The 24524-nt window shown below is 46.9% G+C and carries 23 protein-coding genes; 9 read left to right on the forward strand and 14 right to left on the reverse strand.

Features of this window, described 5'->3' with window-relative positions:
* Positions 1-7 precede the first annotated feature (7 nt).
* The 3 genes from KO501_RS12535 to KO501_RS12545 are packed head-to-tail and all read left to right on the forward strand — an operon-like array spanning position 8 to position 3292.
* Positions 8-1279: an FAD-dependent oxidoreductase gene (locus KO501_RS12535; protein ID WP_216030020.1), complete on the forward strand. Its 1272-nt coding sequence runs from the start codon at positions 8-10 to the stop codon at positions 1277-1279.
* Positions 1276-1998 carry a DUF1365 domain-containing protein gene (locus tag KO501_RS12540; RefSeq protein ID WP_216030021.1) on the forward strand — a complete coding sequence of 241 codons (723 nt, stop codon included), beginning with the start codon at positions 1276-1278 and terminating at the stop codon, positions 1996-1998. The genes KO501_RS12535 and KO501_RS12540 overlap by 4 nt, the downstream gene beginning before the upstream one ends.
* A 16-nt stretch (positions 1999-2014) precedes the next feature.
* Positions 2015-3292, forward strand: a complete 1278-nt coding sequence (locus KO501_RS12545; RefSeq protein ID WP_216030022.1) for a cyclopropane-fatty-acyl-phospholipid synthase family protein — start codon at positions 2015-2017, stop codon at positions 3290-3292.
* Here the strand turns inward: KO501_RS12545 and KO501_RS12550 are convergent.
* The gene (locus KO501_RS12550; protein WP_216030023.1) at positions 3289-4224 is read right to left on the reverse strand and encodes a flagellar motor protein MotB; all 936 of its coding nucleotides are present in this window, start codon (positions 4222-4224) and stop codon (positions 3289-3291) included. The two genes, KO501_RS12545 and KO501_RS12550, sit on opposite strands and share 4 nt — an antisense overlap.
* 6 nt (positions 4225-4230) lie before the next feature.
* Positions 4231-4992, reverse strand: coding sequence for a flagellar motor protein PomA (pomA, locus tag KO501_RS12555; RefSeq protein WP_216030024.1), 762 nt, complete (start codon positions 4990-4992; stop codon positions 4231-4233).
* Between the two features lie 305 nt (positions 4993-5297).
* Between pomA and xseB the strand changes: the two genes are divergently transcribed.
* Genes xseB through dxs form a run of 3 tightly spaced genes read left to right on the forward strand, consistent with a single transcriptional unit; the run spans position 5298 to position 8394 of the window.
* The gene (xseB, locus tag KO501_RS12560) at positions 5298-5549 is read left to right on the forward strand and encodes an exodeoxyribonuclease VII small subunit (protein ID WP_216030025.1); all 252 of its coding nucleotides are present in this window, start codon (positions 5298-5300) and stop codon (positions 5547-5549) included.
* Positions 5550-5601: 52 nt separating this feature from the next.
* Entirely contained in the window at positions 5602-6495 is an 894-nt protein-coding gene (gene ispA, locus KO501_RS12565; RefSeq protein WP_216030026.1) for a (2E,6E)-farnesyl diphosphate synthase, read from the forward strand.
* 36 nt (positions 6496-6531) lie between these two features.
* Positions 6532-8394 (forward strand): 1-deoxy-D-xylulose-5-phosphate synthase, encoded by a 1863-nt coding sequence (gene dxs / locus KO501_RS12570; protein ID WP_216030027.1) that lies wholly within the window; start codon positions 6532-6534, stop codon positions 8392-8394.
* A 48-nt stretch (positions 8395-8442) separates the two neighbouring features.
* On the opposite strand, the gene KO501_RS12575 is transcribed toward dxs, so the two are convergent.
* The 10 genes from KO501_RS12575 to lpxD form a co-directional block, all read right to left on the reverse strand.
* Complete coding sequence (locus KO501_RS12575) at positions 8443-8931, reverse strand: phosphatidylglycerophosphatase A (protein WP_216030028.1); 489 nt, start codon at positions 8929-8931, stop codon at positions 8443-8445.
* Complete coding sequence (gene thiL / locus KO501_RS12580; RefSeq protein WP_216030029.1) at positions 8931-9896, reverse strand: thiamine-phosphate kinase; 966 nt, start codon at positions 9894-9896, stop codon at positions 8931-8933. The genes KO501_RS12575 and thiL overlap by 1 nt, the downstream gene beginning before the upstream one ends.
* Before the next feature lie 55 nt (positions 9897-9951).
* Complete coding sequence (gene nusB / locus KO501_RS12585; protein ID WP_216030030.1) at positions 9952-10371, reverse strand: transcription antitermination factor NusB; 420 nt, start codon at positions 10369-10371, stop codon at positions 9952-9954.
* Positions 10372-10382: 11 nt separating this feature from the next.
* Positions 10383-10856, reverse strand: coding sequence for a 6,7-dimethyl-8-ribityllumazine synthase (ribE, locus tag KO501_RS12590; protein WP_216030031.1), 474 nt, complete (start codon positions 10854-10856; stop codon positions 10383-10385).
* Between the two features lie 100 nt (positions 10857-10956).
* The gene (gene ribBA / locus KO501_RS12595; RefSeq protein WP_216030032.1) at positions 10957-12057 is read right to left on the reverse strand and encodes a bifunctional 3,4-dihydroxy-2-butanone-4-phosphate synthase/GTP cyclohydrolase II; all 1101 of its coding nucleotides are present in this window, start codon (positions 12055-12057) and stop codon (positions 10957-10959) included.
* Positions 12058-12075: 18 nt separating this feature from the next.
* Positions 12076-12741, reverse strand: coding sequence for a riboflavin synthase (locus KO501_RS12600; RefSeq protein ID WP_216030033.1), 666 nt, complete (start codon positions 12739-12741; stop codon positions 12076-12078).
* 10 nt (positions 12742-12751) lie between these two features.
* Positions 12752-13879, reverse strand: a complete 1128-nt coding sequence (gene ribD, locus KO501_RS12605) for a bifunctional diaminohydroxyphosphoribosylaminopyrimidine deaminase/5-amino-6-(5-phosphoribosylamino)uracil reductase RibD (RefSeq protein WP_216030034.1) — start codon at positions 13877-13879, stop codon at positions 12752-12754.
* Between the two features lie 7 nt (positions 13880-13886).
* Positions 13887-14336, reverse strand: a complete 450-nt coding sequence (nrdR, locus tag KO501_RS12610) for a transcriptional regulator NrdR (RefSeq protein WP_216030035.1) — start codon at positions 14334-14336, stop codon at positions 13887-13889.
* Between the two features lie 83 nt (positions 14337-14419).
* Positions 14420-15676 carry a serine hydroxymethyltransferase gene (gene glyA / locus KO501_RS12615; protein WP_216030036.1) on the reverse strand — a complete coding sequence of 419 codons (1257 nt, stop codon included), beginning with the start codon at positions 15674-15676 and terminating at the stop codon, positions 14420-14422.
* Positions 15677-15866: 190 nt separating this feature from the next.
* Positions 15867-16892 carry a UDP-3-O-(3-hydroxymyristoyl)glucosamine N-acyltransferase gene (gene lpxD / locus KO501_RS12620; RefSeq protein WP_216030037.1) on the reverse strand — a complete coding sequence of 342 codons (1026 nt, stop codon included), beginning with the start codon at positions 16890-16892 and terminating at the stop codon, positions 15867-15869.
* A 214-nt stretch (positions 16893-17106) separates the two neighbouring features.
* On the opposite strand from lpxD, the gene ettA reads away from it, so the two are divergent.
* Complete coding sequence (ettA, locus tag KO501_RS12625; RefSeq protein ID WP_216030038.1) at positions 17107-18774, forward strand: energy-dependent translational throttle protein EttA; 1668 nt, start codon at positions 17107-17109, stop codon at positions 18772-18774.
* Between the two features lie 138 nt (positions 18775-18912).
* Positions 18913-19332 (forward strand): PilZ domain-containing protein, encoded by a 420-nt coding sequence (locus KO501_RS12630; protein ID WP_216030039.1) that lies wholly within the window; start codon positions 18913-18915, stop codon positions 19330-19332.
* Here the strand turns inward: KO501_RS12630 and radA are convergent.
* Positions 19299-20663 carry a DNA repair protein RadA gene (radA, locus tag KO501_RS12635; protein ID WP_216030615.1) on the reverse strand — a complete coding sequence of 455 codons (1365 nt, stop codon included), beginning with the start codon at positions 20661-20663 and terminating at the stop codon, positions 19299-19301. The two genes, KO501_RS12630 and radA, sit on opposite strands and share 34 nt — an antisense overlap.
* A 156-nt stretch (positions 20664-20819) precedes the next feature.
* Here radA and KO501_RS12640 point away from each other — a divergent pair, with 156 nt between their 5' ends.
* Positions 20820-23366 (forward strand): PilZ domain-containing protein, encoded by a 2547-nt coding sequence (locus tag KO501_RS12640; protein ID WP_216030040.1) that lies wholly within the window; start codon positions 20820-20822, stop codon positions 23364-23366.
* A gap of 37 nt (positions 23367-23403) precedes the next feature.
* Here KO501_RS12640 and serB read toward each other — a convergent pair whose 3' ends face one another.
* Positions 23404-24414, reverse strand: a complete 1011-nt coding sequence (gene serB / locus KO501_RS12645) for a phosphoserine phosphatase SerB (RefSeq protein ID WP_252728407.1) — start codon at positions 24412-24414, stop codon at positions 23404-23406.
* Positions 24415-24524 lie beyond the last annotated feature (110 nt).

Raw genomic sequence — 24524 nt, forward strand, 5'->3', positions numbered from 1 at the left:
AGAGTTGATGCAGCGGCGAATTGCAATTATAGGAACGGGTATTTCCGGGTTAACGTGTGGGTATTTGCTTAATAAGCGAAACCAAATCACCGTGTATGAAGCTAACGATTATATAGGCGGGCATACAGCAACAAAGGAGGTGGACGTCGATGGCACCACCTACCCCATAGACACAGGATTTATTGTATTTAACGAGTGGACCTACCCCCGCTTTATTCAGCTAATGAATAAACTAGGCGTTAAAAAGCAGGCCACGGAAATGAGTTTTTCCGTGCGTAGCGAGAAATCGGGCTTAGAGTACAATGGTAACAACCTTAACACCTTATTTGCTCAGCGTAGGAATTTGTTTAAACCCGCGTTTTGGCGCTTAGTAAAGGATATTTTAGCATTTAACAAAGCCTGTAAGTTACGCGCCGCCGAAGCGAGGGATACGGACTACGATATAACCTTGGTTGCGTATATCCAGTCTCTTGGCCTAAGTGATGATTTTGCGGATTATTATCTTTACCCCATGTGCGCGGCCATCTGGTCAGCAAGCCTGGCGCAAACCAAACAGTTTCCCTTGGCCTTCTTCCTGCAATTTTTTAATAACCATGGTTTGTTGAACGTTACTGATCGCCCACAATGGTATACCTTGGTAGGCGGCTCAAGCAGTTACATCCCGCCTCTTACTCAGGCCTTCGCCCATCGAATCCATTTATCGTCGCCGGTACAAAGTGTTGAGAAAACACCCCAAGGTTGGCAGGTCAACGCGCAAGGCCGCCCCCCAGAACACTATGATGACGTTATTTTTGCTTGTCATTCTGATCAAGCCCTTGCCATGCTGAAACAGCCCACTGCTGCTCAGCAACACATTCTCGGCGCCATTCCCTATGCCAACAACGATGTGGTGCTTCACCTAGACACATCGGTTCTTCCCCGCCGCAAACTGGCGTGGGCAAGCTGGAACTACCGGTTAAAAGAAAGCGATGATGAACAACATGCGCCAGCAGCGGTGTCATACAATATGAATATATTGCAATGCCTTGAAAACGCGCCCCATACGTTTTGCGTTACGTTAAATAACACTGACGCAATTGAGCCATCCAAAATACTTCGTCAGTATCAATATGCCCACCCGCAATACAGCGCAAACATGGTGGCAGCACAACAACAACGAGAAGACGTTTGCGGTGTAGATAATCTCCATTTTTGCGGCGCCTACTGGTACAACGGCTTTCATGAAGATGGTGTACGTAGTGCATTAGATGTGTGCGCACGATTCGGGGAAACACTGTGACCCAATTAGAAAGCGCCCTTTATCAAGGACAAGTATTTCATCAGCGCTTCCGCCCTACCCAGCACAAATTTGCCTATAATATTTATTTGTTTTGGCTCAAATTGAGTGAGCTTGATGCACTCGATAAGTCAATAAAGCGTTTTTCTCATAATGGTCGCAACATGGTGGAGTTTCGCCGCAGCGATTACTACGGCGACAAACAACGCCCCCTTGAAGAGGCGATTAGGGAGAAAATGTCGGCATTACACGGCGGCGCACTTGAGGGGGACGTTTTTATGCTTGGCCAACTCAGAATGCTGGGGATTTATTTTAGTCCGGTAAACTTTTACTTTCTTCGAAATAGCGGCGGCACCTATACCCATATGCTCGCAGAAGTCAGTAATACACCATGGCACGAACAGCATTATTATCTGGTGGATTTAGCCACCCAGGCCGATACGCCAAAAGCATTTCATGTTTCTCCCTTTAACCCGATGGACATGACTTACAAATGGAAAATCGCCCCTCCCGCTGACACCTTTTCTTTATCAATGCATTGCTATCAGACCGAAAAAGATTTTGCTGCCGGGCTAAACATGACAAGAATTTCATTTAATAACAAGAATCTGGGCATGGCGTTACGGCGTATACCTAGCATGACCATAAAAACAATGGTCGGGATATATTGGCAAGCGTTGAAATTGTTTATCAAGCGTACGCCTATCTACGATCACCCTTAAGTCAGGAATACTTAACATGTCACACGGCGAAACCACTTTTGTCTCATCTTACGCCCCTAGCGCGTTAGATAGAGGGTGTAAAACAGCATTTTTAAAAGTCATGTCTATCTTACCCGAAGGGCAGATGACCATTATTGAAAATGGTGAAATTGTGGGCGACTTTGGTAACAAAGAGCACGATTTGCACGCCAGCATTACCATTTTGCATCCCAAAGCCTATCGCAAACTGTTATTTGGCGGCAGCGTGGCAGCGGGGGAAACCTTTGCAGAAGGGTTATGGACAACGTCGGACCTAACCGATGTGATCCGTATTTTTGCTCGCAACTTGCCCATGCTGGACAAGTGGGAACAGCGATACAAGTATCTTCTTCTCCCCTTTCAAAAGGTGCAGCATTTTTTACGGCGAAATACCCCGTCCCAGGCCAAGAAAAATATCGAAGCACACTACGATCTAGGCAACAAGCTTTACACCCGATTTCTGGATCAGAGTATGATGTACTCGGCGGCTATCTATCCTGATCCTAATGCGTCCTTGTCAGATGCCCAAGCTTATAAGCTTCAGGTTATTTGCGATAAGTTACAGTTAACGCCGTCAGATCATCTGCTAGAAATCGGAACTGGTTGGGGTGGGTTGGCAGTATTTGCCGCCCGTCATTATGGCTGCAAAGTGACCACCACAACCATCTCGGAAGAACAGCATGCCTATGCAAAAGCATGGATAGAGCGGGAACAGTTGTCAGAACAAATCACTCTGTTAAAGCAGGATTATCGCACCTTATCCGGTCAGTATGACAAGCTGGTGTCTATCGAAATGATAGAAGCAGTGGGCAAGCGCTACCTTGGCAATTTCTTTCACACTTGCGCATCGCTGCTCAAGCCCGATGGTTTGATGTTACTTCAGTCTATTGTCATCGACGACAGGCGATTTGAGAGTTACAGTCGCAGCGTGGATTTTATTCAAAAATACATCTTTCCCGGCGGCTTTTTACCGTCCCAGTTCGTTATCAATGATTATTTGAAACGCCATAGCGATATGTCTATTCGGGATCTTCAAGATATTGGGCTCGATTACGCCAAAACCCTTGACGATTGGCACAAGGCTTTTGTGAGTGCTAAAGAAGCCTTGCTTCAGGATGGTTACGACGAACACTTTGCCCGTATGTGGTCCTATTATCTTCGGTATTGTGAAGGCGGCTTCTTGGAAAGAACCATTTCTACCGTGCAACTGGTATTGGCAAAACCCCACTTCCGCCAAGAATTAACCCGAGGTAACGCCAAACCGTTAATGCACTAACTTCCCTCTTCAAGAATTGAAATGGGTTTTGATTCTAAAGGCTTGCCTTGGTTTATAGTGATTTCTACCCGCCGATTACGGGCCCGTTCCGCCGCGTTGGTGGGTTTTTCCACCAACGGGTGTGTATCGGCCAAGCCCACCACCGACATTCTGCTTTCATCGAAACCTGGCGCTTTGCGAAGCTCTTCGGCTACCGCCACTGCCCGCTGAGAAGATAGATCCCAATTTGAACGATACAGCTCGTTGGCGATGTGTTGCCCATCACTGTGACCTGAAATCTGAATTTCCCCGGGCATATCGGCTAATAATATACCGACCTTTCTAAGCACAGGCTTAAACTGAGGTTGTAAAAACGCAGATCCGGCAGAGAAGGATCCGTTCTCTCGAATACGAATGGTAAGTTGCTGACCTAAGGATTCCATTTCCAGTGAACCATCTGTGATTTCCTTTTGCAGTTGCTCAGCCACCTTTTTCATCATGTCGTTCACTTCTTCTTTATCGCTACTTTGCGCAGAAGAAGCCGCTGCATCTGAAGCCGTCTGCTGGGCCTGACCACCGCGCTGAGAACCCCGTTGTTTTTGGCGACCTCCCGATGAATCCTCATCACCGGCTTGAAACTCCAGCATCTGTTGGGTCATTTCGATGGTTTGTTGTTGTATTGTTTCGATGGGCGTGGGATCCGGACGTCCTGGACGAAATTCCATGGCAATCACACTGGTCCCCTTTGGAATATCTTTAACTTCTATTTTATTTTGCACACCAAAGGCAAACTTCATGGAACCGGCAATTTGTTTGAACTTCAGCACATCCATTTCAGAAAATGCCAATAACAAAACGAAAAAACACATTAACAGCGACATGAGATCAGCAAACGTGCCCATCCACGCAGGTAGACCTTCCGGCGGACACTTAGGACATTCCTGATCTGACATTAACCGCTACTCCTCTTCTGCAGCGCCACGCTTACTGGCTGCGAGATAATTTTTCAAGATACCTTCTATCACTTTCGGATTTTGGCCGTCAGCAATACCAACAATGCCATCAAGGACTAAAGACTGGTTAAGCTTTTCTTCTTCTTTACGGTTCACAAGTTTTGCCGCAATGGGTAGACAAATTACATTAGCTAAAAAGGCACCATAAAGGGTGGTCAATAGTGCCACTGCCATTGCCGGGCCAATGGCTTTAGGATCATCCATGTTCGAGAGCATGGCCACCAACCCGATAAGAGTACCGATCATACCCATGGCCGGAGCAACATCACCAAGCCCTTTAAAAATGGAGGCGCCAAATTCGTGCCTTTCGGTGGTCATCATTATGTCTTTGTTCAAGGTTTCTCTGACCACTTCTATGTCATGACCGTCTACCAGCATATCGACGCCCTTTTGCATAAACGGGTTTCCTATTTCTGCCTCCTCCAGCGCTAAAAAACCGCCTTTACGGGCTGCATCAGCCATTTCGACGATTTTTTCGATAAGTACGTCTGGCGAATCGATTTTGAACATAAAGGCTTTTCCAGCCACTTTCCCTGCGCCGAAAAATTGTCCCAGTGTGAACTGAGACATGACAACAAACAACGAACCGCAGAATACGATGAGTATAGAAGGCACATCAAGAAACATGCTCAGATCCCCACCGAGGATCATGGCCATGACGATAAAGCCAATCCCTCCTAACATGCCTATGACGGTTGCTAAATCCACTTATTGCTCCTCACGCTATGACACTCACTTTCCCATTGGCAACACGGTTGTCGATGATTTTTGTTTTCAAAACCGGCCAGATGTGGACGGCAACATTACCCGTAGGTATTCTATCGGCCGCCCCAGAGAATTCTATAACCAATTTACAGGATTACCAGTGATTATGATTATCTATAGGTATCATCAACAAAACCATACACATAGTTAGATATTGAATCCAAACTCCGCTGATAAAGCAATTGACCCGACGCATCCCCTCAGTTAATGTGCGCGAAGCTTGTTAAATTAACTATTAGGTCGACAACGTGAGTAAAGAAAAAGCGCCAGCAACGCCGTCCTTTGAGGACGCCTTAGCAGAACTTGAAACAATAGTAAGTGAAATGGAATCTGGCGACTTACCTTTAAATGTTGCTTTAGAAAAATTTGAAAAAGGGATTACCTTATCTCGGCTTAGCCAGCAGGCACTGGCGCAAGCAGAGCAAAAAGTTAGCATTCTTTTAAATGAACAAGGCGAAGCCTCTCTCGCCGATTTTCAGGACAACACCGCCGGCGATTGATCATCATTCTTTTGCATGTACCTTCGCCCTATTCGCAACTGTAGGTAGCTTAATGACAAATCTCGACGCCTTACGTCAGACAGTAAAACAACAGACTGACGAAGGTTTGCTTCATTGTGTACAACAACTGCCCAATCATGCCCCTGAACTTCGCGCGGCAATGGAGTATGCATTAACCGGTGGCGGCAAGCGCATGCGTCCGCTACTAGTCCATCTTATCGGCAATGCCTTGGATATTCCCCAACAAGACCAACGGGTCATTAGTATGGCAATAGAGTGCGTGCATGCCTACTCCCTCGCCCATGATGATCTACCAGCAATGGATGATGACGACTTGCGTCGTGGCCTGCCTACTTGTCATATCAAATTTAATGAAGCCACTGCCATTTTAGCCGGTGATGCCTTACAAACGCTGGCTTTTTCCATACTCGCCGATGCCCCGATGAGTGAATTTGCTCATACAAAGCGCGCATCCTTGGTCAGCCTACTGGCAACGGCATCAGGATACCGGGGCATGTGCGGTGGCCAAGCAATCGATCTCGCATCCACCGGCAAAACCATTAATATTGATGAATTAACCCTTTTACATTCATTAAAAACCGGCGCACTCCTGAAAACTTGCGCAGAAATGGTTACACTAGTGGCCGAGTCGCTGTCGGCAGATGATCGACAGGCACTAATTCGTTATGCGGGTTATATTGGCCTTGCATTTCAGATTCAGGACGACATTCTCGATGTAGAAGGGGATGCCAGTACCATCGGAAAACCACAGGGTTCCGATGTTGAACTAGGTAAAAATACATTCCCGGCACTACTGGGAATGAGCCAAGCTAAAGAAGCATTAACGCAACTTCATCACGATGCGCTTCAAGCTTTACAGGGGCTGCCGTACAACACCGAGTCATTAGCCGCATTTGCAAACCTAATGGTAAAGCGTACCTCCTGATTTTTTCACATTACATAAGAAAATGAAAAAAGAACAATGAGTTTAGACTTAACGCACTATCCTACGCTGGCTCAGGCCCAGACGCCGGATGCTCTTCGACAATTAGAGCAAGATAAGTTAAAAGATCTCGCCGATGAATTACGGCAATATTTGCTAACATCAGTGAGCCAGACCAGTGGTCATTTTGCCTCGGGCTTAGGCACCGTGGAACTGACGGTGGCGCTGCATTACGTATACAACACCCCCTTCGACCGACTTCTTTGGGATGTGGGCCACCAGGCTTACCCTCACAAGATCCTAACCGGTCGCGCTGAACAAATGTCTACCATCCGACAAAAAGAAGGGTTACATCCGTTCCCATGGCCTCCTGAAAGTGAATTTGATACCTTTGCGGTAGGCCATTCTTCTACGTCTATCAGTGCTGCCCTTGGTATGGCTGTCGCGGCTGAAAAAGAAGGCAAAGACAGAAAAGTGGTGGCTGTGATTGGTGATGGTGCGATGACTGCCGGTATGGCCTTTGAAGCCCTTAACCACGCCGGCGATATTAAAAAAGATATGGTGGTGGTGCTCAATGATAACGAGATGTCTATCTCAGAGAACGTGGGGGCATTAAATAGCCACTTGGCTCGCCTACTTACAGGTAACTTCTTTAATAAAATTCGTGATGGTGGCAAAAAACTGCTTAGCAATGTTCCACCAATCAAAGAATTTGCCAGTCGTGCAGAGGAACATCTCAAAGGCATGGTAGTGCCGGGCACTATTTTCGAAGAACTCGGTTTTAACTATATTGGCCCCATTGACGGCCATGATGTAAATGTCATGGTTGATGCTTTACGCAATATGCGCCAGTTTTCTGGCCCCCATATTCTGCATGTGGTCACCCGCAAAGGGAAAGGTTACCCACAAGCCGAAGCAGACCCCATTAAATTTCATGCTGTTCCCAAGTTCAATCCAAAAGAACATGCGTTACCCAAAGCGAAAGCCAGTACGCCCACGTTTTCTGCTATTTTTGGCCAGTGGTTGTGTGACATGGCCGCAGACGATCCTAAACTAATGGCGATTACACCGGCCATGCGTGAAGGTTCGGGCATGGTGAAGTTTTCGCAGCAATACCCTGAGCAATATTTTGATGTTGCCATCGCCGAACAGCACGCGGTGACCTTTGCTGGAGGGTTAGCAAAAGAAGGCTATCACGCCGTGGTAGCGATATATTCCACCTTTCTTCAACGGGCTTACGATCAACTGATCCATGATGTGGCACTACAAAACCTACCGGTTTTATTCGCCATCGACAGGGCTGGCATCGTCGGCGCGGATGGCCCAACCCACCAAGGTGCCTTCGACATCGCCTTTTTGCGCTGCATTCCAAATATGATCATTATGACGCCGTCAGATGAAGAAGAATGCAGACAAATGCTGTTTACCGGTCATAAAGCGGGCTGTCCGGCTTCGGTACGTTATCCCCGCGGTTCGGGAAAAGGATTAAAAACCTCAACCGACATGAAAGCCATACCTCTAGGCCAGTCTCGCACATTGCGCGAAGGCAAAAGGTTGGCAATTTTAAATTTCGGCACCCTTCTTCCCTTCGCTGAAAAAGCCGCTGAACAGTTAAACCTGACGGTTGTCGATATGCGCTTTGTGAAGCCTCTGGATACCCAAATTATTGATTCCCTTGCCGCTACTCACGAAGGATTAATTACACTGGAAGATGGCTGCATCAAAGGCGGCGCAGGTTCAGCGGTTAGCGAATACCTACACTCAGCTAAAACCCTCATCCATACATTACATATTGGTCTACCCGACAGTTTTGTGCTGCAAGGCACACAAGAAGAGATGTATCAGGAATTGGGACTTGATAGTGAAGGTATTATCAATCAGATAAACGCCTTCTTTAACTAAGAAAATATACGCCAGTTGCATCGCCACTGGCGTTTTTTTTTATGGCTTTTATAACCCGGGAAGCGCCCAGAGTAGAAGATGCAGCGAGCAGCATGCCATTATGCCCGCAAGCACATCATCAAGCATAATGCCGGTGCCGCCGTGGAGCCGTTTATCCACCGGGCCAATAGGCCAAGGCTTTAAGATATCAAAAAAGCGAAACAGCACAAAACCAGCGACAAGACTGAAAACAGAAAGGGGCGCAAATAAGAAGGTGATGAAGATACCGGCGACTTCGTCCCAGACAATAGAGCCATGATCATGCACGCCCATGTCATCTGCGGTTTTGCCGCAAAAATACACCCCGATAATACTGACCACAAAGGTGGTAGCTAAATAAACGCTTTCACCGAGTAAGGCAACCAATAACACCAAGGGAATAGCGGCCAGAGAGCCAAAGGTGCCCGGCATAAAGGGGATCAATCCTGAGCCACCACCGAGAGCACAAAAATGTACCGGATTTTTTAACGATACCCGCTTACGGTACTCAGGCTGCATTAGAACTCATGCTCATAGCCCACGGTACTTTCCAGTGGATAAACGTTGTCATACAGTTTTAAATCTACCTTGCCACTATGGCCGGTCACTTGGCCAATACAGGTTGCTTTAACTCCGGTACTCGCCAGCGAAGTTTCTAGATTTCCCCGCTGCTCTTCGTTAACGGTAAAAACCAGTTCATAGTCATCACCGGCGGTCAGCGCAAATCGATACGCATCTTTGGCACCAACGCAATTAAACAGCTGTGATGAAATGGGGAGTCGGTCCACATGAATTGTTGCGCCGCATTCAGAGGCATGGAGAATATGTGATAAATCGGCTAACAGACCATCGGATATATCAATACACGAAGAGGCCGTTCTGCGTAATGCCGTGCCCACAGCAACCCGTGGTGTAGGATACAAATGCCGTTTAACCAAATACTCGCGATCGGCATCTTTGGCTTGGCGCTCGCCTTTCAATAAGGCTAGCCCCGCGCCCGCATCACCGGTGGTTCCCGTCACGTAAATCCAGTCTCCTGGCTTAGCCGTACTGCGTTTTAACGCGGTATCAGGGGGAATAAAGCCTTGTGCTGTAATCGTCATGGCCAGCGGGCCGCGTACCGTATCACCGCCAATTAATTGCACAGAATAGTATCGCGTCAGCTCATAAAGGCCACTGGCAAATTCTTCAAGCCAACCTTCATCAACCGTAGACATAGACAAAGAAAGTGATATCCAGGCAGGTTCAGCGCCCATGGCAGCAAGATCACTGAGGTTGACCGCCACTGCTTTATAAGCCACTGAACGGGCCGGTGCATCTTCAAGAAAATGGACACCAGACACCAGAGTGTCGGTGGTAATGGCAAGTTGCTGGTTTTCGGGTACGGCGGTTATGGCGCAATCATCACCAATACCGACCAGTACATCTCTACGTTGGTGGCCACCATTTTTAAAATAGCGGCCGATAAGATCAAATTCTTTCACGTTTTACCGTTTTGGTTCACTTAGATGTAGCAACGAATGAAGGTTTCGCACCTGCTTAACGTTCGTGCTGACGAAGGGTTTTTACCGCCTTATCGAGGGCACCGTTGATAAACTTGTGGCTTTCTTCTGCGCCGAAGGATTTCGCCAGTTCGATAGACTCATTGATGATCACCCGAAACGGCACATCCATGCGTTCTGTTAATTCAAACGTGGCGATGCGCAAAATGGCTTTTTCTATGGGATCAAGCTCTTCAGGCAAGCGACCAAGATAAGGTTTTATCTTGATATCCAAGGTGTCGACATTTTCTGCCACGCCTCGCAGTAACGCCTGAAAATACACCATATCGACTTTTTGCATATCGTTACTGGTGGCTAGGGTAAGCTCTACCTGCTCTATGTCGTTTTTGCTCATCTGCCAAGAGTAAACCCCTTGCAGTGCAAGTTCTCTTGCTTTATGTCGTGCTGATACTTTCACATGGCCTCCGATCAAAGATCGTTAAGTGAAGCAACAACATTCACCATTTCAAGTGCACCGAGGGCGGCTTCAGCACCTTTGTTGCCAGCTTTAGTGCCTGAACGTTCAATGGCTTGTTCGATAGAATCTGTGGTAATTACGCCAAAGGAAACGGGAATGCCGAACTCCAAAGATACCTGCGCTAACCCTTTGTTACACTCACCGGCAACAAAGTCAAAATGCGGCGTACCGCCACGAATAACGGCACCTAAGGCAATAATGGCATCGAACTTACCTTTTTCGGCTACTTTTTTGGCCGCCACAGGTAATTCATATGCGCCGGGAACACGCACTAACGTAATGTCTGTTTCGCTCACCTCGCCATGACGCTCTAACGTATCGAGGGCACCTTCGAGTAAACTCTCAACAACAAAACTATTAAACCGTGATACAACGATGGCAAATTTTTTGCCCGTCGCCCGAATATTACCTTCAATTACCTGCATGCTTGCTTACCCCAATGAAAAAACGGCGCGCAGTATAGCATAACCGCGCATAAACGGTATCGAATGTTATTACGACAAAAGTCGCCACTAGGATACCACTTTACTGATGAATATATTCTACTACTTCTAAACCAAAACCGGATAACGCATGATATTTCACTGGCTTACTTAGCAAGCGCATACGTTGCACACCCAGTGTAGCCAGAATTTGACTACCGACACCCACAGTGCGCGACGATCCTGTCCAAGTTTTTCCTTCTGGCTGCTCGCCCCGATCTTCGGCAGCAAAGCGGCGCACCTGACTGGCGATGTCTTCATCTTTCCCTAACACCACCAGCACTCCGCCTTCTTCAGCGATACGCCGCATACCGTCGGGCAAGGTCATCGTACGATTGATGGCTCGGGTAGAGCCCAACAGATCGCTAAGCATATTATGTAAATGCACACGAACAAGGGTGGGCTCGGTGGCACTGATATCCCCTTTTTTCAACGCAAAATGCAGTTGATTGTCGATGACATCTTTAAATGTGTGCAATTCAAATTCGCCGTATTCGGTTGGCAAAATACACTGCGCGACTTTTTCGATAGTGGTTTCGTTTAAATTTCTGTATTCAATTAAATCGGCGATGGTACCAATTTTTAAATCGTGTTTTTTAGCAAAGCTCTCTAGCTGTGGCCTGCGCGCCATGGTGCCATCGTCATTTAGCACTTCAACGATAACAGCTGCAGGCTCGGCCCCAGCAAGGCGGGCGAGATCGACGCCCGCTTCCGTATGACCTGCGCGATTTAACACGCCGCCTTCTTTGGCGATAAGTGGAAAAATATGTCCCGGTTGGACAATATCTGACGCCACTGCTTCGGGTGCCGCCGCCGCAAGAATCGTGGTGGCTCTATCGGCCGCAGAGATACCTGTGGTGACGCCTTTTGCAGCTTCAATAGATACGGTGAAATTGGTTGAAAATTGCGCCCCATTTTTATCCACCATTAATGGCAAATTTAAACGCTGACATCGTTCTTGGGTCATAGGTAGGCAAACCAAGCCCCGGGCATGGGTCACCATAAAGTTAATGGCTTCTGGTGTGACAAACTCTGCGGCCATAATAAGATCGCCTTCATTTTCACGATCTTCGTCATCCATCAGAATAACCATCTTGCCCTGACGTATATCTTCAATTAACTCTGCTGTGGTATTAAATGCCATAATTTCACTTCTGTAGGGTTATCTTTTAAGAAAGCCGTTTTCAGCAAGAAAAGACATACTGATGTCGGTCTTTGTATCATGTTGTGCTGCTTTATCACCTAACATTAATCGTTCTAAATAACGTGCAACAACGTCTACTTCGAGATTGACCTTCGTACCCATGGCATAATTACCGATAACGGTTTCTTGCAAGGTATGAGGAATAATCCAAAGCATAAACTGACAACCTTGCACATCATTAACGGTAAGGCTGACGCCATCCACGGTGATACTGCCTTTGTGGGCGATATACTTAGCCAATTCAGTGGGGGCAGAAATCCAAATTTCAATATAAGCCGCATGCTTAACAATGTTGACGACTTCACCTACGCCATCCACATGACCAGAAACAATATGCCCGCCGAATCTGTCGGTGGGACGCATGGCTTTTTCCAGATTCACTGGACTACCGGTTTTATAGTGTGCAAAACCGGTATAACGCAAGGTTTCAGCAGACACATCAGCACAATAAAAATCGTTACCAACGTCTGTTACCGTCAGGCACACGCCATTAGTCGCGATGCTGTCACCTAAAGCCACATCCGACATATCTAGTTTTTCAGAGGACACAGTAAGCCGGATATCTTCGCCGCTATGTGCCATTGACCTAATGTTGCCTAATGCCTGAATAATACCCGTAAACATGTTTTGCCTCTTAATTTGTTTTGTTACCCACAAGATAGGTCATCTTGATATCTGGGCCAATTTGGCGAAGATCCGTCAAGTGCAGCGATGGCGTTTGAGACAAGTGGGTAAACTCATCTAAAATCAGCATACTTTGGCCTTTGTCACCCAGTAATTTGGGGGCTTGATAAACAACGAGTTCATCCACTTCGTTGGCACGAAAAAGCGCACCGGCCAAACCAGGGCCAGCTTCTACCCAAAGTTCGTTTATCTGTTTTTCACCCAGAAGGGTTATTACCTCTGCAAGATTTAGCTGCTCAGACTGCATGGAGACCGTGGTGGTATTTTCGGTTTCCGGCGCCAAGCCTTGACCACAAACCTTTAGGGTTTTATGCCCGTCGGTAAATAAAGTCAGGTGGGAGTCTAACTGGTTTTTACTGTCGATAACGACCCGTAACGGCTGACGAGTTGTCGCTAATGGGTAGCCGTTTAATTGAGCTTCGTTGGCTCGCACCAGTAAACTGGGATCATCAATCCGTGCCGTGCCACTGCCGGTAAGAATGGCACAACTGCGGGCCCGATGACGTTGCACATCACGTCTTGCCAAAGCACTGGTTATCCATTGGCTTTGACCGTTAGCAAGGGCTATCTTACCGTCCAGACTAACCCCTAACTTTACTGTCACCCAGGGCTTACCTGTGGTCATACGCTTAATAAAGCCCCGATTTAAAGCCGTTGCTTGCTGTTCAAGCACACCACTTACAACCGTCACTCCCGCGTCGCGCAACATATTAAGGCCTTGGCCACTGACCTGAGGATTTGGATCGGTCATTGCCACAACCACTTTGGACACCCCTGCTGCGATAAGGGCTTCAGCACAAGGAGGGGTGCGCCCGTAATGACTACAAGGCTCTAACGTAACGTAGGCGGTCGCCCCTTTTGCCCGTTCTTTTGCTTCTTGTAACGCATAAACTTCTGCGTGGGGACTGCCAGCTTGAACGTGATAACCTTGCCCGACTTTTTGCTGTTCTTTATCGATAATAATACAGCCAACCCGAGGGTTCGGTGTGGTGGTATACTCACCGTTTTTGGCAAGCCGTAGTGCTTCAGCCATCCATTTGTAATCGTCGGCAGACGGGACATCTTGCTTTGCAGCCATGACTGTTTCAGTCTCCTAGGCGGGCTATTTCCTCACCAAATTCTCTAATATCTTCGAATGAGCGGTACACAGATGCAAACCGCACGTAAGCCACTTTGTCTAGCTCTTTGAGGGCGTTCATTATAAGGTTGCCCAGAAATTCACTGGATACTTCACGCTCTCCCGTTGCCCGTAACTCAGACTTTAACGACAGAATAACTTCTTCCACCCGTTCAGTACTGACCGGCCGTTTTTCCAGCGCCCGCTGTAAACCAGCTCGTAATTTGTCTTCGTTAAACGGCTCTCGAGAGCCATCCCGCTTGATGACCCGAGGCATAACCAGCTCTGCACTTTCAAACGTGGTGAAACGCTCATGACAAACCATACATTCACGTCGACGACGCACTTGATGGCCTTCGGCAACGAGTCGCGAATCGATAACTTTGGTTTCTTGTTCAGAGCAAAATGGACAAAACATAACAGGCCCTTTAACTAACAAAGCCGTCAGGCAGGTTCACCCTGCACTAACGGCATTCAGCAGTTTATACAATGTATGACAGTTTAGCCGTAAACAGGGAACGACTCACACAATTCAACCACTTCATTTTGTACCCGTTCAACAACACTTTCATCACCCATGTTATCGAGTATATCGCAAATCCATGTCGCAACTTGTTTCGCCTGCGCTTCTTTAAAGCCACGGCGAGTGATCGCAGGACTACCGATACGTAAGCCACTAGTAACAAAAGGTGAGCGAGGATCTTTAGGTACCGAGTTCTTATTCACTGTAATATTCGCTCGGCCTAACGCCGCATCTGCATCTTTACCGGTAATATCCTTATCGATAAGATCCAGCAAAAACAGGTGATTTTCTGTGCCGCCAGAAACAACGCTATATCCGCGTTCAAGCACGACCTCTACCATGGCTTGCGCGTTCTTAACAACTTGCTGTTGATAAGTTTTGAAGTCATCTTGCAATGCTTCTTTAAAGGCAACCGCTTTAGCTGCGATAACATGGCACAATGGGCCACCTTGATTACCCGGGAACACTGAGCTGTTAAGCTTTTTGTAGATGCCCTCATCGCCACAAGCCGACAAAATAAGGCCGCCACGAGGACCGGCTAAAGTTTTGTGAGTAGTAGTGGTTACAACATGCGCATGGGGTAATGGGCTTGGATACACACCCGCGGCAATTAAGCCAGCAACGTGGGCCATATCAACCAGAAGATAAGCACCAACTTTATCTGCAATCTCACGGAACTTAGCCCAATCAACCACTTTTGAATAGGCAGAAAAACCGCCGATAATCATTTTGGGTTTATGTTCAAGGGCCAATGCTTCTACTTGGGCGTAATCTATTTCACCGGTGTTTTCGTCTAGGCCGTATTGCACTGCATGGTAAGTTTTACCAGAAAAGTTAACGTGTGAACCGTGAGTTAGGTGTCCACCTTCAGACAGGCTCATACCCAATACAGTATCGCCCGCTTCAAGCAACGCCATAAATGCAGCGGCATTTGCCTGTGAACCGGAGTGAGGCTGAACATTGGCATAATCTGCATTGAACAGGGCTTTGGCACGATCAATCGCCAGTTGCTCTACCACATCCACATGCTCACAGCCGCCGTAGTAACGCTTACCAGGATATCCTTCTGCGTACTTATTGGTTAATTGCGAGCCTTGGGCCTCCATTACTCGGGGGCTACAATAGTTTTCAGATGCAATCAGTTCAATATGATGTTCCTGACGCACATCTTCCTTGGCCATAGCTTCGGCCAGTTCTGGGTCAAAATCGGCAATCGTCATTTCGCGAGGTAACATGGAGGCTCCTTTCACTGCATTGAGGGATAGCTGTAACAAAAACGCATATTCTAGTCATTTTAGACCACATGTATACCGGTTTATTGGTAATCTTTAGTGATCGGAGGTGGGGATACACTCAAATTGAATGCCACACCATGAACCATGCGGCATTCATCACTAATATCTTTGCATTATATCAAAGATAAAATCAGCGTTTTTCTAGGGCTTTTACACGACTGAATAAATCGTCTATTTGCTTCGTTCGGATGGACACTTTGCGCCAATCCCGGTTCTTCATCGCCGGTTGTCCGGAAGAGTACACCCCTGGCTCGGTGATATCTTGAACAATCATAGTATACCCGGTCACTTGAACATTATCGCAAATGGAAATGTGACCGTTAACACCACAACCGCCGCCTAACACCACATATTTTCCAATATGACAGCTTCCAGCGATACCTGTTGCGCCACACACACAAGAATGATCACCAATAATACAGTTGTGTCCCACCTGCACCTGATTATCAATAATCACATTTTTGCCGATGATGGTATCGTCAAGGGCCCCTCTGTCGATGGTACTGGATGCCCCAATTTGGCTATCATCGCCTATTTGCACACTGCCAGTTTGTGGAATCGGTAACCAGTTCCCTTTGTCATTGGCATACCCAAAACCGGCGGCACCAATCACAGTTTGACTATGAATGGTTACCCGTTTACCAATATTCACATCATGATAAATCGTGACATGGGGCAGAAGTGTCGACCCTTCGCCTATGTGCACCCCCTTACCAATGACCGTGTTGGCACCAATGGTGACATTGTCGCCTAATACTACGTTATCTTCGATAACCACATTGTGGCCAATGGATACGTCAGTACCGATAACAGCTGAAGAGGCAATTTTCGCCGTCTCAGCAATACCAAGAGCGGGCTTAGGTGTGGTATCAAATAATTGCGCGACAAGAGCAAAAGCGGCATGGGGATTGGCGTGAATCAACCCAGGCACGGGACATTCATTTGCAACTTTCTCGCTGATTATTACTGCGCCAGCGTCGGTCGTCGCCAGTTGCCCTTTATATTTGGTGTTGGTCAAAAAAGATACTTGGTGACTTTTAGCCCCTGCGAGAGTGCCTACACCACTCAGTTTCGTATCACCATTTCCCAGTACGGTTCCACCGGTGTGTTCTGCAAGTTCCTGCAAGGTATAAACACGTTTTGAATGCGTTGTCATCATATCGCCTTGTCGTCATTGTCGTCTTGGCCATTATGCTACTGGAAAATTCCCTTTTCGTCCCTACTCTCATTAGCAAAATTTGCATTCCTGACACACAGATGACTAATTTTAACCCAATTAGACAAAAGCCCGGCCTCTACACTGGTCAGCCCCAGTGAAAAGCGAGTACACTATTCCTATTATTCCTTCAATTCAGGACACATCGAAAAGTATGTCACAATATGTTTATTCAATGCATCGGGTGGGTAAAATTGTTCCACCTAATCGTCAAATACTCAAAGACATCTCACTGAGTTTCTTCCCCGGCGCAAAAATTGGTGTGCTGGGTCTTAACGGCTCGGGTAAATCAACCCTTTTACGCATTATGGCAGGGGTTGATACCGAAATTGAAGGTGAGGCTCGTCCCCAACCCGGATTAAAAATAGGCTACTTGCCCCAAGAGCCCAAACTGGATGAATCCAAAGATGTACGAGGCAACATCGAAGAAGCCGTGGCTGACGTAAAATACGCATTAACCCGCCTCGATGAAGTATACGCCGCCTATGCCGAAGCCGATGCCGATTTTGACGCGTTAGCAAAAGAGCAAGGTGAATTAGAAGCCATTATTCAAGCAAAAGACGGCCATAATTTAGACAATGCACTGGAACGCGCCGCCGATGCCCTTCGCCTTCCGCCTTGGGACGCCGATGTGTCAAAATTATCAGGGGGAGAACGTCGTCGCGTTGCCTTGTGCCGCCTGTTGCTAGAAAAACCCGAAATGCTACTTCTTGACGAACCCACTAACCACTTGGATGCTGAATCTGTTGCCTGGTTAGAACGGTTCTTACATGATTATGAAGGTACTGTAGTGGCCATTACCCACGATAGGTATTTTCTCGATAATGTTGCAGGGTGGATCTTAGAGCTCGACCGAGGCCATGGCATTCCGTGGGAAGGCAACTACTCATCATGGCTAGAACAAAAAGAAAACCGACTGGAACAAGAGGAGCGTACAGAAAACGCTCGCGTCAAATCCATGAAGCAGGAACTTGAGTGGGTACGTTCAAACCCCAAAGGTCGTCAGGCCAAATCCAAAGCCCGTATGACCCGCTTTGAAGAGATGGCCACCTCGGATTATCAAAAACGAAACGAAACCAATGAGCTATTTATTCCACCCGGTGAGCGATTGGGCGATAAGGTGGTGGATGTTAGCAATTTGAAGAAGTCATACGGTGACCGTATGCTCATCGAAGACCTTTCATTTTCTGTTCCTAAAGGAGCCATTGTGGGCATCATTGGTCCAAATGGCGCGGGTAAGTCTACCCTGTTTCGAATGCTGTCTGGGGAAGAACAACCTGACAGTGGTACCATAGATATTGGTGAAACCGTCCAGTTAGCGAGCGTCGAACAGTTTCGCGATCATATGAACGAAAATAATACGGTATGGAAAGAAATTTCGAACGATCAGGATATTATCCGAATTGGTAACTTTGAAATTAACAGCCGCGCTTACTGTAGCCGGTTTAATTTTAAAGGCACAGATCAGCAAAAATTCATTAAGGATCTGTCTGGCGGAGAGCGTAACCGAGTACACCTTGCTAAACTGCTTAAAGCAGGCGGCAACATGTTGTTGCTCGATGAACCTACCAATGACCTCGATGTTGAAACCCTGCGGGCGTTAGAAAACGCGCTACTGGAATTCCCAGGTTGTGCCATGGTGATTTCCCATGACCGCTGGTTTCTCGACCGGGTAGCAACCCATATCCTCGATTATCGAGATGAAGGCACAGTCAACTTCTTTGAGGGTAACTATACCGAATATGCCAGTTGGTTAAAGGCCACATTTGGCCATGATGTGGTGGAACCTCATCGTCTCAAATACAAGAAAATGGCAAAATAGTCCATCAAACAGCCCCGAAATCTATCGGGGCTTTCTTTTTATTACCCATTAATCGCCTGTTTATTTTTCGTTAACTGTTGACCTTTCCTTTTCAATTGCACTAATAATAAGTATGCACCGAAAGTAAAAGGAAAAAACGTGGATAAACGTCAGTTCCAACGGGTGGCCTTAAATGTGTCAGGCCAACTTAGCCATCGAAATGTCAGCATTCCCATTGTCATTAAAGATGTGTCATTACAAGGGTTGCGTCTGTGTGCGTCAGACCGCCACTTAGATGCACTGCCCTTCGACAGTCACGACCCTTATACCGTTATATTTAAAGCCAACGAAGACAGTCCAGATATCGCGCTTTTTCTTCAACAACTGTATCGACAAACCCAAACAGACTCGGCCACCGTAGATATCGGCTGCAAATTAGATCACATTGATGTAGAAAGTCTAGCGGGGTTGCGCCGCTTAATTACGATGAACAGTGAAGACAACACTATCTCAGAAAAGGATTTGAATGCCTTGATTGATGCTATCTATGGTAAGGCGTCCAACGCTTCTGACAATTGACCCACGGGCACCACTTCGATACCTGCTATCGGTTGTTTCGGAGCATTAGCACGGGGCACGATCGCTCGCTTAAAACCATGTTTAGCCGCTTCGGTGATGCGTTCGGTGCCGTTGGGCACAGGACGTATTTCACCGGCTAGCCCCACTTCACCAAATACAATTAGGTCTTTGGGCAATGCCCGGTTACGAAAACTGCTGACCATAGCCAACAACAATGCCAAATCGGCGCTGGTTTCTGCTATTTTCACGCCGCCCACGGCGTTAACAAACACATCTTGATCGTTCATCTGAACATTACCGTGACGGTGCAATACAGCCAACAACATCGCCAGTCTATTCTGTTCAAGGCCAACCGCAATACGACGAGGGTTGGCCATTTGTGAATAGTCGACTAAGGCTTGAATCTCAACAAGCAGCGGGCGCGTGCCTTCCCACACCACCATCACACTAGAGCCCGGCGCTTCGGTCTCACCTCGGCTTAGAAAGATAGCAGAAGGGTTATTCACTTCCTTAAGCCCTTTTTCGGTCATACCGAACACACCCAATTCATTTACGGCACCAAAACGATTTTTCTGGCTACGCAGAGTTCTAAAACGACCATCACTTTCGCCTTCCAGCATCATGGAGCAATCAATACAGTGTTCTAACACTTTGGGGCCGGCTAAATTGCCGTCTTTGGTGACATGCCCCACCAAAAACATGGCGATATGATTTTGCTTTGCAAAACGCGTCAGGTAGGCGGCGCTTTCTCGCACCTGTGACACGCTGCCCGGCGCCGATTGCACATCGGCAACATTCATTACCTGAATAGAATCAATCACCATAATTTTAGGTTGTTGTTGCAAGGCTAACTGGCAAATGGTTTCAACGTTGGTTTCTGCCAGCATGAGTAATTGGTCGTCAGGTAAGCCAAGTCTTTTCCCGCGCATGGCCACCTGTTGCAAAGATTCTTCCCCGGTCACATACAATGCGCTTTTGTGTTTCGCTAATTGACACATTACCTGCAGTAGCAAGGTGCTTTTACCTGCCCCCGGTGAGCCACCGATTAACATAGCCGCACCCGGCACAATACCGCCACCAAGCACTCGGTCTAGTTCTTTAAAGCCAGAGGAGAAACGAGGTAACGCCTCTAAATCAATGGCATTGAGCTTTTCAATACGGGCGTTAGTTTGGCCTGCATAGCCACTTAAACCGCTTTTGGGCGTGCTTGCAGCACTGATGACAAATTCAGAAATCGTGTTCCATGCTTTACATTCAGTACATTGCCCTTGCCAACGGGCAAATTCTGCACCACAGTCGGAACAAACATAGGCTGTTTTACGTTTTGCCATAGAGTTATTTTCACATTGGTTTTTTTTAGCGTATTCTACACTTAACATCGACATACTGCATGCTGGTTTAAAGACGCGTTAAAATTGAACTATTTTTTTACGCTGCCGATAACACTGATGTAGCAAACAAATAAAATTAAAATAAAATTGATGGTAATGGATAAAGAGCTGCAGCAATACACCCACATTATTGACAAACTTAAGCCCGCGATTAATTCGACGGACTTTAACCAGCGTTTGTCTCAAGTCACCAAAGATCTTGCCCCAGAAAAGCGCTTTCTCATAAAGATGGAACTGAAGCGTTTAGCCAAGCCTTGCTTGCGCTCGGTGGATTTGCGGGGGCAGGTGAATGGAGAATGTCACCTTTTTGAATACAAGGGGCGCAACCATTACCTAGATGAAATCGCCATCGAAGTGTTCAAAGAGCAGGTGAAGATTTATGGCCATTACAGTTTCGGTGTTTATGAAGCTATTATGGCAACCGAAAACAATTTTAAGGTGATGCGAGATAAAAAAGAGCGAGAAGCAAAAAGCCCCCAACAAAGCACACCCGCAGAAAACGCCAACCAAATTCTAGCCCAGTATACCATTCCCGTGGTGAATTTATTGTCCTATGCCCATCGGGGCCACGAAAGGATGAATTTTGCCATCGCAGTAGAAATTAAAGATGAGCAACACCATAGCTACCGTGCCACCAGTATTGATATTTCCATGGAAGGCTTACGGTTAAAAATACCCAAAGACATTCAATTTTCCCCAGAACAGCGATTGTATGTGTACTTTCGCGGCCTGGAAAATGAATTTGCCATGGACAAGCGTAACGGCATTGCTTACAACGTCATCACCACCAAAATTGAAAAGTCTACCCCTTATCTAATTCTAAAACGTGAGCTTTCCCTGCCCTCCCCCATGTTCGACAGCTTTTTAGAAAAATTTATTCACGGGAATAAACGCAGATACAAGGTAAATTTAGCCAATACGGTAGATGCCATTAAAAATAAAACCGCTGAGCAATATATTTCGCCCTGTAGCCCTACATTACCGGTATTTATTGATAAAACAGACAGCCAGCTTGTGCCTAAATATGCCATGATCAATAGTATTAATCAGGAAACATTGGCCTATTGGCAAGACGAAGAAAGCAATATTCGATTAGGCTATTTGCTAAAACCGTCACGGTTGCAATGGTTACACGAGCAGCAAGATTCCGGTGCAGAAATGTACGTGTACTCTTTTACTCATATTCAAAACGGGGCCGTCTATTTTTATTCGGCATCTAGCCAGGAACTTGCAAAAAAAGAAGTCCTTAAAAATGTTTACCTAGGGTTTGGTGCACGAAAGGTAAGCTGGCGTGTGTTCAAACTCTCCATGGGAACCATGTCTGCGGAGCAGGCCCACGTGGCCCTTTCCATTCCTGAAACAGCCAGTACCAAAACACAAAAACAACACGCAGCCCCCTCAGCCCGCCTAATGGCGAAGTTGAAAAACCTGTCCTATATCGTTCATGTTACGGATGTGACGTCAGCGTCCGCTCAGCAGTGTTATGCGCGTTTAAAATTTAATCGCAATAACCTCACCCATTTACGGGTGTTCGCCCATCCACGTAATCGGCTTCCTCAAACCATTCAACCTTACCGCTACCGGTTTCAGGAACAGCGGATGGAAACCCGTTATTTATTGCGTTCGCCCATTAAATTAACCAATTATAATGACGAAATGCCTCTTGCAGGGATCAGCGAAGATATTTCCGTGTCGGGCCTTCGTTTAGAAGTGGCAGAGGAGTTTTTAGGTGACGTAGGATCATTGGTAAAGGTTTCTTTTCCTAAACTTCAGTCTCTCACTACCCAACATGACGTGATGGGGTTGATTTATGAAGTCATTCACATCAGTGAAGAGCGCAATCTAATACATTTGCGTTCTGCAGAAGGTGAAACCGGGAAGATAGCACGTCAGTTTTTCGACAATTTAATTAAACAAAATAAACAAAGCTTAAAAACCTACCCTGAAGAAGAAGAAATTCCAGGCATGGGCCATGCTTTACGCTGTATCAATGCCCGCAACACGCCCAATTGCGCTTTTCTTATGGCCAAAACAGGCATCCGATATACGCCAGATTTAGCCGTTTTCAGTGACAATGATGCCATGCTTAATCAACTCATGTGCCATTTCACCGATAACAAGCATGCCAATGTAGAGTTTCTTTTTAGAGATAGAAACTTAGACGCGCCGTTGATTCAGCAGGGTTTGCGTACTATGAAAATCGAAAATCAACCGGTACGTCAAGAGTTGTTTATCGCTTACGATCCCCATCGCAAAGATAGTAGGCTGGCACTTATTCCTCATTTGAGTAGTCGCTTTAGCGACGACGAAAAGCGGCGGCTGTTTATCATCGATGCCATGGAAAAAGGGCAATTTGTTGCGGTACAAGTGGTGCTAACCAGCACCGGCAAGCCTGATTTAGATATGCTTCAAGCGGAATTAAATTACGTCAGTATGTATGCCATGCATATCGCCAAAGAGTTAGACGAGAAAATCTGGAGTATTGGCGCGTCGGTGCACCTAGTAGACACCACCGCAGAGGTACTTACACGCTTTGGATTTGATAGAAAGACCATTTTGCATAACTGCGCGCCAGTGAGGCAAGGTGAAGGATTAGGTAACGAGCAAAAACCGATTAACCAACAACCCCCTAGCGTTAAATAAACAAGGCCTAGTTACGCTAGGCCTCGCTATACACAGCTTAAGCCAACAAATATAACAACCGCTGAAGACCACCAAAGCGAATGGCCACATCCGCCTTTTCTCTTACTACCGGTTTGGCATGGCAGGCAACACCTAAAGCAGCCTGGTCCATCATGAGCAAATCATTAGCACCATCGCCCATTGCAACAGTTTGCTCGCTGGGTATAGACCACTTTTGCGCGAGTTCACTCACCGTTTTAGCTTTAACATTCGCATCCACAATCCCCCCTACCACTTGGCCGGATAATGTTTCGCTTTCTATGGCCAAAGTATTAGAAACCGCAGCATCTAAGCCCAGCCGTTCTTTGAGGTGATCGGCAAAGTAGGTAAAACCACCAGAGGCGATGGCAATTTTCCAGCCGTGGGATTTTAATGTATTAATCAGTGGTACGACACCAGGCATAAGGGGAATGCTGTCTCGTATTTGGGCGAGTTGAGCCACAGGCACACCTTGTAAACATGCGACTCTGGAAATAAGGCTCTCACTAAATGCCAACTCGCCACGCATGGCTTGCGCCGTGACCTTGGCCACTTTGTCTCCCAACCCCGCCAGTTTGGCAATTTCATCAATGCATTCAATTTCAATAACGGTGCTATCCATATCCATCACCAATAAACCGCCATCACTAAGTGTCGGCTGATTGGTTTGCACCGCAATATCTAATCGCAACGCGTTCGCTACCGCTTCTAGCGAATCTTTTAATTTATCCACCTGCTGCACGGTCACCGGACAAACCACCACCGTTTCATGAAAGGTGTCACTTAATGAATGCAGACCAAAGGCACCAAATGTCAGTACAGGTGCTAATTGTTCGCACACACAAGTTAGCTGATGGAGCGTCATAGCCGAGCCAATGATGGTCAGTACCGGCGTGTCTTGGCTCTGTTGTGCGGTGGAAGCGGCCACCCAGCGCCCATCAATATAGCTTACGCCATGGGCGTGCTCTTTTAAAAACTGAGTAAGAACTGCACCACTGTGCATGCTAGAAACTGATAATTCCGACACCATAATCACACCCTATATTGTTGCGTAGCCGTATCCTAGCGAATTCCCAGACAATGGCAAATGCTCTTTGTAACAGCGGACCACCGTAAACTTGTACTGCAATAATAAAACGT

This window comes from Alteromonas sp. C1M14, from assembly GCF_018860965.1.
Lineage (GTDB): Bacteria > Pseudomonadota > Gammaproteobacteria > Enterobacterales > Alteromonadaceae > Alteromonas.

What these genes read in the sequence shown, in the direction of transcription:
- KO501_RS12535 (WP_216030020.1), top strand. Translation starts at nt 8, where the DNA reads ATGCAGCGGCGAATTGCAATTATAGGAACGGGTATTTCCGGGTTAACG.
- KO501_RS12545 (WP_216030022.1), top strand. Translation starts at nt 2,015, where the DNA reads ATGTCACACGGCGAAACCACTTTTGTCTCATCTTACGCCCCTAGCGCG.
- KO501_RS12550 (WP_216030023.1), bottom strand. Translation starts at nt 4,224, where the DNA reads ATGTCAGATCAGGAATGTCCTAAGTGTCCGCCGGAAGGTCTACCTGCG.
- ispA (WP_216030026.1), top strand. Translation starts at nt 5,602, where the DNA reads ATGACAAATCTCGACGCCTTACGTCAGACAGTAAAACAACAGACTGAC.
- dxs (WP_216030027.1), top strand. Translation starts at nt 6,532, where the DNA reads ATGAGTTTAGACTTAACGCACTATCCTACGCTGGCTCAGGCCCAGACG.
- KO501_RS12575 (WP_216030028.1), bottom strand. Translation starts at nt 8,931, where the DNA reads ATGCAGCCTGAGTACCGTAAGCGGGTATCGTTAAAAAATCCGGTACAT.
- ribE (WP_216030031.1), bottom strand. Translation starts at nt 10,856, where the DNA reads ATGCAGGTAATTGAAGGTAATATTCGGGCGACGGGCAAAAAATTTGCC.
- ribBA (WP_216030032.1), bottom strand. Translation starts at nt 12,057, where the DNA reads ATGGCATTTAATACCACAGCAGAGTTAATTGAAGATATACGTCAGGGC.
- KO501_RS12600 (WP_216030033.1), bottom strand. Translation starts at nt 12,741, where the DNA reads ATGTTTACGGGTATTATTCAGGCATTAGGCAACATTAGGTCAATGGCA.
- ribD (WP_216030034.1), bottom strand. Translation starts at nt 13,879, where the DNA reads ATGGCTGCAAAGCAAGATGTCCCGTCTGCCGACGATTACAAATGGATG.
- nrdR (WP_216030035.1), bottom strand. Translation starts at nt 14,336, where the DNA reads ATGTTTTGTCCATTTTGCTCTGAACAAGAAACCAAAGTTATCGATTCG.
- glyA (WP_216030036.1), bottom strand. Translation starts at nt 15,676, where the DNA reads ATGTTACCTCGCGAAATGACGATTGCCGATTTTGACCCAGAACTGGCC.
- lpxD (WP_216030037.1), bottom strand. Translation starts at nt 16,892, where the DNA reads ATGACAACGCATTCAAAACGTGTTTATACCTTGCAGGAACTTGCAGAA.
- ettA (WP_216030038.1), top strand. Translation starts at nt 17,107, where the DNA reads ATGTCACAATATGTTTATTCAATGCATCGGGTGGGTAAAATTGTTCCA.
- radA (WP_216030615.1), bottom strand. Translation starts at nt 20,663, where the DNA reads ATGGCAAAACGTAAAACAGCCTATGTTTGTTCCGACTGTGGTGCAGAA.
- KO501_RS12640 (WP_216030040.1), top strand. Translation starts at nt 20,820, where the DNA reads ATGGATAAAGAGCTGCAGCAATACACCCACATTATTGACAAACTTAAG.
- serB (WP_252728407.1), bottom strand. Translation starts at nt 24,414, where the DNA reads ATGGTGTCGGAATTATCAGTTTCTAGCATGCACAGTGGTGCAGTTCTT.